Source organism: uncultured Mobiluncus sp. (genome assembly GCF_902488535.1).
Classification (GTDB): domain Bacteria; phylum Actinomycetota; class Actinomycetes; order Actinomycetales; family Actinomycetaceae; genus Mobiluncus.
The window spans coordinates 1-10,430 of the sequence record NZ_CABTWO010000032.1; the positions used below are offsets into that span (position 1 = coordinate 1).

The window sequence follows — 10,430 nt, forward strand, 5'->3', positions numbered from 1 at the left end:
GCTGCCAATAATGGCAGCTATTGCCTAAATACCACTTTATATTGACAACAAATGAGGTTACCGGTGGCGGCGGCGCAGTTTTGCCAGCAACAAAACACCGGCAACCACTCCGGCCGCGATACCCAGTTTCTTTTGCGAATCCACATCGCCTTCCACCGCGTCAGTGAAGGTCACCTTGGCTTGCTGCGCAAAATTCTGGGCTTTCGCTTTTGCTTCTTTGACCTGGTTGGCCGGACGGAGCCGGTCCACCAACTGGTCTACGGTCTGACCCATATCGGAGCGGGCGGTTTCAATCTGACGCTCGATTTCCTCCGGGCTACCGTTAAACTCTTTTTTCACTGCGATGTTTTCGCTCATTTTTCCGCTCCTAAATCCGGGCGCTTGATGGCTGCCTTCAGCGTCGCAACGTCGCGCTTAACGTGCTTTTGGGGTTCCGGGATGTTTTCTTTGGCGCGTTTCACCGCGGACAGCCCGATCAGAACCAAAATCGCGGTCAACACCAGCAAAACCGCCGCGGTGAGCAAAGCGCCCCACGCAGCGAAACCAGTCAGCGCCGTAAACCCATAGAACATTGCTTTAATCAAATAACCCAGCATGAACAGGGCCAACACGCCAGCTGCCGCCAGCATTCCCGCCGCCAAACCAAACCGAGACCCGGCGGCCTTGGCCTGGGCTTTCATCAACGCGACCTCAGCCCTGAACAGGTCAGAAATCTGGGTAGAAAATCGCGCAAACAGCGCCCCCAGAGATAATTTCGGTTCTTCTATAGCCATAAGGGCCTCCTCGTCGACGTCACTTAAAACCTAGTTTACTATTTTCACAAAATCTGCGTTTAGGAAGCGAGAGTCGCCATGAGCGCCGGGGTTCGCAAAATTTTTCGCGCCGGCCACGCCGCCGCCAAAACCGCCAAAATGACAGCCGCCGCAACGAAACTGAGCTGGCCCAGCACCGGGATTCCCCACGCTCCTAGCCCGAAGTCACGCAGCAGCCAGTGCCACAGCATTCCGATGACCAGCCCGGAAATCCACCCCAGCCCTGCTCCCAGCAACGCCAGGAAAAATGCCTCCCACCGCAGCGAAGCCCGCACTTCCCGCGGGGTTAGCCCCAGCACCCGCAGCATGGCAAAACTCTGGCGCCGTTCTACCATCGCCAGCGCCAAAGTGTTCACAATCCCCAAAATAGCGATGACGATTGATAGCCCGAGCAGCGCATACATCAGCCACAGCACTTGTGTGGTGGTTTGCGACAGGGCGTGGGACAGCTCCACCGGGGTAAAGACCCGGTAGACAAAAAACTGGTTCAGGCTGTGTTCTATCTGGTTTTTTACCTGACGGATTTCAGCCGGGGTGGGTGCGGCATTCTCGCTCTGAAGGTTCACAAAAATGTACTGGTAGGTCAGGGTTTCGGGGGCCGCCGCCTGACGCAGATACAGTGGGTCGAGGAAAATCGCCGCGTTCAGCAGGGTGGAGCGGACTATTCCGGCGACCTTGGTGGAATAAATCCCGCGGGGACCCGTCACCGTAATCGCGTCCCCGACTTTCCACCCTTCCCGGGCGGCATCACGGGCGTTCACCAGGGCTTGGCCGTTTGCCAGTCCCTCCACGTCACCGGCCTTGACCTGCAGGGAGACGAGGTTCTTGGCTTCGTCCGCAGTGATACCGGCGGCGGTGAGCGACTGCGTGGGATCTTGGTCGAGGCGCACCAGCATCGGGGTGCTAAAGATATTGGCGTTGGCGAAACGCACCCCGTCCACTTTCCGCAGCGCCGCGAGGGCTTTTTCGACATTCGTGGACGGCTGCAGCGAGGCCACGACCAGGTCGGAATGGACTTCTGAAACGACCCCGGCCTGCAGAGACTTGCGGGCGGAATCGGCCAGGATGCCGCCGGTGGTGGCAATGGCTACGCCGATGACCAGGGCGGCTGCCCCCAGGGAGGTGCGGCGCGGGTAGCGGCGCAGGTTGCGCAGCGCCAAATGCGCCGGAAGGCGGTTGAAACGCTGAAATATTGCGGCAAAAATCCACAGGAATGGACGCAGCAGGACTGGAGTCAGCCACAGCACGCCACACAAACCCAACAGCGAAGCCGCTAGGGCCAGCACTGTCGCCCGCGTCCCCACTCCTGACTGGGACGCCTCCACCAGCGCCCCGGCACCGAGGCCAACGGCCACGACCAGGACCACCAGCCCGAAAATCGTGGCGCGGCGCAGACGGATCTTCGGGGCGGGAGCGCTGGCAGCCAAAGCATCCAGCGGGGTCATACGCCCGGCACGCCGCGCCGGAATCAAGCAGGCCGCCACGGTAATCAGGACTCCCAGGGCCACAATCGCCAGCGCCCGCACGAGCCCCAACGGCACACCGGAAGTGAACACCCACCCTTGTGCAGTGAGAATTTGCCGGGCCCCCAGCACCAGCGCCAGCCCTACGCCCTCGCCCAAAACGGACCCGACCAGCCCAATCAGCAGGGCTTCGCCGGTCACCAGCAGCTGCAGCGACCGGGGAGTGTAGCCCGCAGCGCGCAGCATTCCGAGCATCCGATAGCGGGAAGTAACCAGAATCCCGAAAGTGTTGGCAATCAGGAAGGCGCCCGCCAGCAACGCCAGCGCCACAAACGCCTGGGCCAGCAGGTTCACCAGTCCGACCGTGCGGGCCACGGCCGCGGACTGCTGGGCGCGCAGCGCGGCACCCGTCAAAATGACAGCATCGGGGCCGACCGCGTCTTGGACGCGTTCTTTGACATTGTCGGGGTCGGCCACGGACGCCACATGGATGCCGATGAGCTTAATTTTGCCGGTGGGGGAAAACCAGGTTTTCGCGTCCTTACCGTCCACGAAAGCCAAGGTGGCGGTCCCGAGCGAGGCTTTGAACTGGGCCAGGCCCACGACTTTCAGGCGGTGGGTGGCTCCGGCCCAAATCAGGGTGGCGGTTTGGCCGGTTTTCAGTCCGGCGCGCCGCGCCGTGTTCACTTCCAGCATGACCTCTTTCGGTCCTTGCGGCAGGCGTCCCGAGGCGACTTCCGGGCCGGGCGGATAGGGAAAAACGCCGCGCACCAGAGTCGGGGTGAGCCCTATCGAGACGGGGTGTTTGTCCTGATTCAACAGGACAGCCTGCCCCTCAAAGCGGGGTGCGGCGTGGGCGACTCCGTCGACCGCTTCGATAATCGGCACAAGTTCGTCGCTGATGTTGCCGCGCGCCTCCAGTTCTCCCGCGGCGGCGTCTTTCGTCGGGGGCGCCACGGCATAAAGGTCCCCGGAAAGCGTCGCGGTTACCGAGGACTTGGCCGCGTCCGTCATCAGGTCGGTTATCCCCAAAGTGGCGGTCAAGAACGTGATGCCCAGCACGACGGCGAACACGGTGGGAAAAAAGCGGTAGCCGCGGCGGGTGATTTCGCGCCAAATGATTTTCCACATGGCGTTTACCGGCCTTTAGGAGGGTATCTCAAGGATTGGGTGCGCCAGTTCGGGGTGGGGGTTTCCGGCGCGGCCGAGCCAGGGGCCGTGGGGGTCGTGGGGATTGTTGGGGTTGGCGAGCCGGGGGCAGAAGCGCGGGAAGTATCCGGGGTGTCCGGGGTGGACGCGGTTAGCGAGGTTGACGGGGTTGACGAGCCGGGGGCGCGTCCGAGGTTTCGCAGTTCATCCTGCAGAGTCGCCGAACGGGCTCCTGCCTGGGCTAACATGGCATCTGCCCGGGCAATGAGCAGTTCTTGGTCGGGGGTTTTCCCGCGGCTGGGCAAGCTCGGGCTGCCGCCGTAGGACGCTGACGTAGCCGCGGCGGCGCGCCGTGTTCGCGGCGGGGGCGTCGGTTCTGAGTCGCGTGAGCCGCGCGGTGTGGAGGATCCCTGCAGCGTTTCCGTGGCGTCATTAATCGCCGCTCCCGAAGCTGCCAGGAGCTTCTCCGCCTGCTCAATCATGGCCAACAGTTCGCTCTTGCCTTCAGCTTCGGCCAAGTGAGGGTCGATGGCGGGTCGGCGCGACCGGCGCGGTCCTTCATAAGTGCGGGAAGTGGCGGGTTCTGGTCTCGGTGTAGGTTCGGGAAGGGGTTCCGGGGCAGTTGCCGCAGCGGGCGTGGGTTGCGACTCGGGTTGGCGCGCGAACGTGTCCGGAGCCATTAACGGGGTTTCTGGCTGATAGGTTCGCCGAGTCTCCGGGAGTGGTTCAAAAGTCGGTTCCGGTGCGGCCGGCGGTTCGGGCTGCGGTGTGGGCTGAACGGTAGCCCGCACCCCAGCAGGGGACATCGCGTCGTCTGGCGCGGCAAATCTATCAGGAGAATCAGGGCGCGCCGGCGCGGATCCGGCCGGACTCACCTGGAGTGATTCGGGAGTAAACGATTCGGAAAGAATCCGGGACGAAGCCGAACTGGGCACAAGTGTGGGGGTATTGTCCGCCCAAGCGTTCGCGGCTAACGGCGCGACCGGCGGTGCAACTGGCGCAGTTGCACCTGTGGGAAGCACCGGCGGCGCAGCCGGTGTGGGCGTATTTGCTGCGATACCTCCCGGAATCGGACGGCGCGACAGGGGAGACGCCACCAAGTCCCCTTCACCGTCAACAGTGGGCGCGGGCTGGTCCGTAAAATCGAACGGATTGAACCCGGTATCACCAAAATCAGCAGCCGGGGTGTCAAGGCTGCCGGACGTGTCGGAGTTAGCGGCTGCCAACTCGGCAGACCCGGAAATCACGGAATCAAAGTCGCTGCGCCCCTGGGCGGCAAAACCCTCGCCACCGGCTACATTATCCTGAACCTCCGGGGGATTGGCGGACAAAGCCGACAGCGGCTGACCCAACAAATCATTAGTGTCGTCCGGGGAGGCGGGCTGCGCCACGGACATACTGGGCCACTTGAAATCGCCGCGGGCCAGGGAATCTGCCAGTTCGTTCGGTTCGGGGTTCGCCTCGGCGATGCCCAGGTCGGCAAAAGTCAGGGCGGTATCGCGCCGACGCCGCGTCGGGGGAGGAGGTGCGGGGACAGACGCCGGCCTGGGCTTGGGGGCATCCGCAATCGGGAACGCGCTTTGCAAGTAAGGGGAAATCGGGGAGGCCGGCTCTGAACCCGATGCCGAATTTGGGAAAACCGCGGGTTCTTCTGCGGGCAATTCGGCCTGTTCAGACTCGGTTTCCGCCTCGATTTTTGGCAAACTCACGACGCCTGTCAAATCGTTTTCCGAGGCTGGCAAATCAACGTCTCGCAAAGCCGCGGGAGCGCCCAGCTGCCCCGCGCGTTTCCGAGCTTGGCGCACGTCACCGAGATTTTGCTCCGCTTCGAGGATCGCCTCGCGGGTCGGGTTCGTCAGTTGGGCGACGATTTGGCCGTCAAACAGGAACAGCACCCGGTCGGCGTATTTCGCGGCATCCGGTTCGTGGGTGACCATGATGACTGACTGTTCCCAGTCGCGCGCGGCGGCTCGCAGGAACGAAAGGACCTGCGCCGAAGAGGCCGAATCGAGGTTCCCGGTCGGCTCATCAGCGAAAACGACTTCCGGAGCGGGCAGTAACGCGCGAGCGCAAGCGACCTTTTGCTGTTGACCCCCGCTCAACTCGGAGGGAAAGGCGTCCAGTCGCGATTCCAAATCAAGCTCTTTGACCAGCGTCTTTAACCGACGCCGATCCGGTGATTGGCGGCGCACCATCGCCGACAACTTAATATTTTCTGCGACAGTCAACGTGGGCACCAGGTTAAACGCCTGAAAGATAAACCCGATATTTTCGCGGCGAAACCGGGTCAGTTCCGCGGCATCCAGCTGGGACAGGTCGCGACCGGCGACCGTGACTGTCCCGGATTGAAACGAATCCAAACCCGCCAAAATGTGCAGCAAAGAGGATTTCCCAGACCCGGAAGGCCCCATGATGGCGGTGAACTGGGCGCGGGGAAAATCCACATCCACATTGTCCAAAGCCGTAACGGCACGCTCCGTATCAGCCTGACCATAAATTTTAGTCAGACCGCGGACGCTGATGAGGGGATCTGAAACCGGAGAAAGCGTGGTGGAAAATCTCGGTGATGCCGCAGGGGATTGATTGACCAAGTTTCGCCTCCTTTCCCTGCATTCTTTCATATTTACCGCCAAGGTGCCGGTTTCCACGCCCAAAGGAAGTCCAACACAATACCAAAGGTCGATGCGCGCTCAGCGAGCGAGCGGAGGGCGGAACCATGCGGCCTTGTGACAATTTTACAAAATGCCATGAACTGGCAAAACACCCCACACGGTAACGAAAAATGGTCGGACAAGGTTTTTTCACCTTGCCCGCGTCACCGTCTACAATGGCAGGATGCCCGGAAAACCGCGAAAACCCGTTCCCGCGCCCCTAATTTTCTTTACCGAGGGCGTCATCCAGTATGTGGGTGCCGGTTTCGCGGTAACGTTGTTTGCCCTGATGGGGCCCCTGACCGTGGCTTGGCTGCGGACTGTATTTGCCTCCGTACTGATGCTGGTGTGGCGCCGGCCTTGGGGAAAACGGGCGCTCACCCCCAGCGGTTATTTGTGGTCCTGCCTGTTTGGGACGGCCCTGGTCTGCATGAATATGACTTTTTACGAGGCGATTGCGCGGCTTCCCCTGGGCACCACCGTTTCCGTGGAGTTCTTGGGGCCGGTTATTTTCGCGGCTATCGGCATCGCCGGCTGGCTGGGCAAGTTTTCGGTCCTGTTGGCGTTTTCCGGCGTGGTCATGATTGGCGGGCTGGGCCTGGACATGAGCAATCCGACCGACCGGTTGGGCTTGTTCTGGGCGCTGGTCGCCGGGGGAATGTGGGTCGCCTATATGGCTTTGGGCCGCAAAGTTGCGGTTTTGGGTCGGGGCATCGATTCCCTCTCAGTAGGCTTGGTATTCGGTTCGTTCCTGCAGCTGCCCCTGGCCTGGCCAGACATTCACGTGGCGTTCAGTTCGTGGTCGGTTTTCGGCCTAGCCCTGCTGATGAGCCTGTGTTCCTCCTTTGTGCCTTACATTCTGGAACTGGTCGTGCTGCGTGATGTTTCCGCCGCTATTTTCGCGCTGCTCTCCGCGCTGCTGCCGGTGACGTCCCTGCTGGTGGGCGTGTTTATGCTGCGGCAGTTTCCGAGTTGGGCTGAAGTGGGCGGTCTGATTTTGGTGTCGGTCGCGGTGGCTCTGACCTATCGGCGCGAACCCGCCGATTCAGCCCTGCCCTCCCAGAGCGAGTCGGCGGACTAGACTAGGCTTATGACCGGTTTTTCACAGCGTTTGCAAGCTCTCTCCCAGCGGGTCGCCGCGGCAGCTGCGGACGCGGGTCGCGACGTCGGGTCAGTTCGAATCCTTCCGGTCAGCAAAACCCATCCGGTTGCGGACCTGCGTGAAGCTCTCGAAGCGGGAGTGCGCGAATTCGGGGAAAATAAACCCCAGGAGCTGGCCGCGAAAGCTGCGGAACTGGGCGCGAACCTGGGCTTGTGCGCTGACGGGAACGGTGAAAGCCCCCGTTGGATCCAAATCGGCAACCTCCAGCGCAACAAAGCCAAACTCATCGTCGCTCACGGCGCGGAACTGCAGTCCTTGGATTCAGCGAAACTGGCGCAAACCCTGAACCGGCTGCTTGACCAGGCGGAACGGACCCTGGAAGTCATGATTGAAGTCAACACTTCCGGGGAGGAAGCAAAACACGGGGTTGCTCCGGAGGAAACCCTGGAGCTCGCGCGGTTGGTGATTGACCAGCCCCGACTGCACCTCATCGGCTTGATGACAGTGGCGGCGCGTGTGGACCAGGTCGGGGAGCGGGGTGCTTTTGAGATGTTTTCCCAGCTCGCGGGGTTGCGAGAAGCCGTGTCGGGGCTGCCCGGAGGTGCGGATTGTCGGGAACTGTCGATGGGCATGAGCGGGGATTTCGAGTTGGCCATTGCGGCGGGCTCCACGTGTGTGCGGGTCGGTTCGGCCCTGTTTGGTCCTCGAGATTACGCGCCAAAGCCTGTCCAGTGACGGAAAACTACAGATTTTTGGGATAATGTCCACGTGAAGCGTCCCAGTTTGAAACCACGCCAGCCTTCTGACGCGGAAAAGCCGACCCCGCGCGGCTCGGCGACACCAAACGCTTCTGCCCGAAAACCCGGGAAAGTCGGGGGAAACGGGAAAGTCGGGAGAACCGGGAAAACAGTGGACCCGGCCTTGTCCCCATCGAAAGTCACGCCGCGAAACCCCGCTGTGGAATCCCCGGGCTCGACCCGTATTGCGCGCCTGTTGACGCTGGCGGCCGTAGCGCTGGCCGTGTTTCTTGTCGTGTTCTCACCGCTGCGTTCCTGGATGGATCAGCAGCAGCAGGCTCGCTCGCTGGCAGCCCAGATTGCCCAGGTCAAAGCCCAAAACGCCGAGCTGGAAGCGGAAATCAAACGCTATAAAGACCCCGAATATATTTCCCGCCAAGCCCGCGAACGCTTGGGATACGTGAAACCCGGCGAGATTACCTATGTCGTAGTTGATCCTCCCGGCGCGAAAAAAGCCCAGCTGACCAGCGGCTGGACCGACAAAGACACGAACGATTTGCCGTGGTTCCGCCAGATTGTCGCCGGATTGGAAGTCGCCGGAGCTGCTCCCGCCCCGGAAACCGCCCCGGGCGTGAAACCGGAAACTGGAGCGAACACGACTAAACCGTCCTCGGCACCCGGCAAAACCGACCCGGAACCAGCCCCGAAATCCTCGAACGCCCCGGCCCATAACTGAACGCCGACCGGAAACTGACAAAGGAGCCCTTGTGATTACACCCGCTAGCCCGGAGGATTTGCGCATTATTGCAGCTCAACTGGGGCGCGTCCCGCGGGGAGTTTTAGGGGTCGCCGCGCGGTGCGGGGATGTGTCGCCTGGCGCCAATCCTGCTGGTCATGAGGGGGGTGTTCCTGCTGGTCACCCGGCGGTCATTGCGAGCGTCCCGCGCCTGCCCGGCGGCGAGCCGTTCCCCACGTTTTATTACCTGACCTGCCCGGCGGCGGTCGCGGCTGTGTCGCACCTGGAGGCAAACGGGGTCATGCGCGAGGCCGAAGCCCTGCTGGAGGCAAACTCGCAGATAGCGGCCACTTATGCCCGCGCTCATGAACTCTATATTCGCGAGCGCACCCAGGCGGGTGAAGCCGCCGGAATCGGGGAAGTCCCTGAAATCGCGGGCGTGTCGGCCGGGGGAATGCCTCGCCGGGTCAAGTGTTTTCACGCCCTGCTCGGACACGCTTTGGCGGCGGGCCGGGGGGTAAACCCCATCGGGGATTGGGTGTTGGATCGGTTGGGGGAGTTGCCGGCGGGGGACCCGCATCGCTGGACGCCCGCGACTTGTGCCTGGAAATTGGGCGAAACTGCTGGGGAAAGGGGCCGGTAATGCGTTTGGCGGCGATTGATTGTGGAACTCACTCGATTCGTTTGCTCATCAGTGAGGTTGACCCCCAGTCCGGGGCGATGGCTGACGTAATGCGGTTGAATCGGATTGTGGGCTTGGGCGAAGGGGTGGACCGGACCGGGCATCTCAGTGAAGCCGCGCTGGAGCGGACTTTTGTGGCGGTCGAAGAATACGCCGGTTACGTGCGCCGGGAGGACGTCCAGCGGATTCGGATGGTGGCGACTTCCGCTTCGCGCGATGCGGATAATTTTTCGCAGTTTAGCGCCGGAGTGCAGGCGCGGCTGGGGATTACGCCGGAGGTCATTTCGGGACAAGTCGAGGCCACGTTGGGATTCGCCGGGACACTTTCAGCGCACCGCGACATTGCCAGTCCGGCCCTGACCGTAGACATCGGGGGAGGTTCCACCGAGTTTGCGTTTGGTCAGGCCAACCCCGATACCGGCCAGTTTGACCAGGTCACGGCCGCGGTGTCGATGAATATGGGTTCCACGCGGGTCACCGAGCGTTATCTGCGACCCGCCGAAGATGCGCGAGGGGTGCCCAGCGAGGACGCTATCAGCCAAGCTGGACAGTTTGTAGATTCCCTGATTGCCCAAGCTGCGGCCAGCGTGCCGTTGGAGCGCGCCCGCGAGGTAGTCGGGGTGGCCGGTTCGGTCACAACTTTGACCGCGCTGGAGTTGGGGTTGGACAGTTACAAGCCGGACAAAATCAACGGGGCCGTGCTGGATTCTGGCGCGCTGCGGGAACGCGCCCGGCGTTTGATTCGGATGCCGCACGCGGAAAAAGCCCAGTTGGGGCCCATGCACCCGCAGCGGGTGCGCCAGATTGCCGGCGGAGTCCTGGTGTGGGAGCGGATTCTCGCTTGGTTGGAGGCTCATCCGGCCCCCGGTTCCGGCTCTGGTCGTTCGGATTCCGGGACGGCGTCTGCCGGCGTACCCCGCGGAACGTTCCCGGTTCGGACCTCCGAAAACGATATCCTCGATGGGATTATCCTGTCCCAGATTCCCTGATTTCTGGGTTCTAGTTTTGTTGCGGTGCGTTCGCTCGGGGGCGCTCGCGAGAGGCGGAAGGGGGAGGGCCCCCTCGCGTTTTGCGCGACTATTGTCGCAAAACGCTCAC

General features: G+C 62.1%; 9 protein-coding genes. 5 read left to right on the forward strand and 4 right to left on the reverse strand.

Going from position 1 to position 10,430, the window contains the following annotated elements; genetic code table 11:
- Window positions 1-57: 57 nt before the first annotated feature.
- From RDL66_RS08655 to RDL66_RS08670, 4 genes are read right to left on the reverse strand one after another with little or no spacing between them, the layout of a single operon-like run.
- Window positions 58-357 (reverse strand): DUF3618 domain-containing protein, encoded by a 300-nt coding sequence (locus RDL66_RS08655; protein ID WP_308536563.1) that lies wholly within the window; start codon window positions 355-357, stop codon window positions 58-60.
- Window positions 354-773, reverse strand: a complete 420-nt coding sequence (locus tag RDL66_RS08660) for a phage holin family protein (protein ID WP_308536565.1) — start codon at window positions 771-773, stop codon at window positions 354-356. Before RDL66_RS08660 ends, RDL66_RS08655 begins: the two co-directional genes overlap by 4 nt.
- A 59-nt stretch (window positions 774-832) precedes the next feature.
- Window positions 833-3,406, reverse strand: coding sequence for an FtsX-like permease family protein (locus RDL66_RS08665; RefSeq protein WP_308536566.1), 2,574 nt, complete (start codon window positions 3,404-3,406; stop codon window positions 833-835).
- Between the two features lie 5 nt (window positions 3,407-3,411).
- Window positions 3,412-6,015, reverse strand: coding sequence for an ATP-binding cassette domain-containing protein (locus RDL66_RS08670; RefSeq protein WP_308536567.1), 2,604 nt, complete (start codon window positions 6,013-6,015; stop codon window positions 3,412-3,414).
- 244 nt (window positions 6,016-6,259) lie between these two features.
- Between RDL66_RS08670 and RDL66_RS08675 the strand changes: the two genes are divergently transcribed.
- The 5 genes from RDL66_RS08675 to RDL66_RS08695 are packed head-to-tail and all read left to right on the forward strand — an operon-like array spanning window position 6,260 to window position 10,321.
- The gene (locus RDL66_RS08675) at window positions 6,260-7,156 is read left to right on the forward strand and encodes an EamA family transporter (protein WP_308536568.1); all 897 of its coding nucleotides are present in this window, start codon (window positions 6,260-6,262) and stop codon (window positions 7,154-7,156) included.
- 9 nt (window positions 7,157-7,165) lie between these two features.
- Window positions 7,166-7,912: a YggS family pyridoxal phosphate-dependent enzyme gene (locus RDL66_RS08680; protein WP_308536570.1), complete on the forward strand. Its 747-nt coding sequence runs from the start codon at window positions 7,166-7,168 to the stop codon at window positions 7,910-7,912.
- Between the two features lie 33 nt (window positions 7,913-7,945).
- Window positions 7,946-8,650 carry a septum formation initiator family protein gene (locus tag RDL66_RS08685; protein ID WP_308536572.1) on the forward strand — a complete coding sequence of 235 codons (705 nt, stop codon included), beginning with the start codon at window positions 7,946-7,948 and terminating at the stop codon, window positions 8,648-8,650.
- 31 nt (window positions 8,651-8,681) lie between these two features.
- On the forward strand, window positions 8,682-9,293 hold the full coding sequence (locus RDL66_RS08690; protein ID WP_308536573.1) for a DUF501 domain-containing protein: 612 nt from the start codon (window positions 8,682-8,684) through the stop codon (window positions 9,291-9,293).
- Window positions 9,293-10,321 (forward strand): phosphatase, encoded by a 1,029-nt coding sequence (locus RDL66_RS08695; RefSeq protein WP_308536574.1) that lies wholly within the window; start codon window positions 9,293-9,295, stop codon window positions 10,319-10,321. The genes RDL66_RS08690 and RDL66_RS08695 overlap by 1 nt, the downstream gene beginning before the upstream one ends.
- Window positions 10,322-10,430 lie beyond the last annotated feature (109 nt).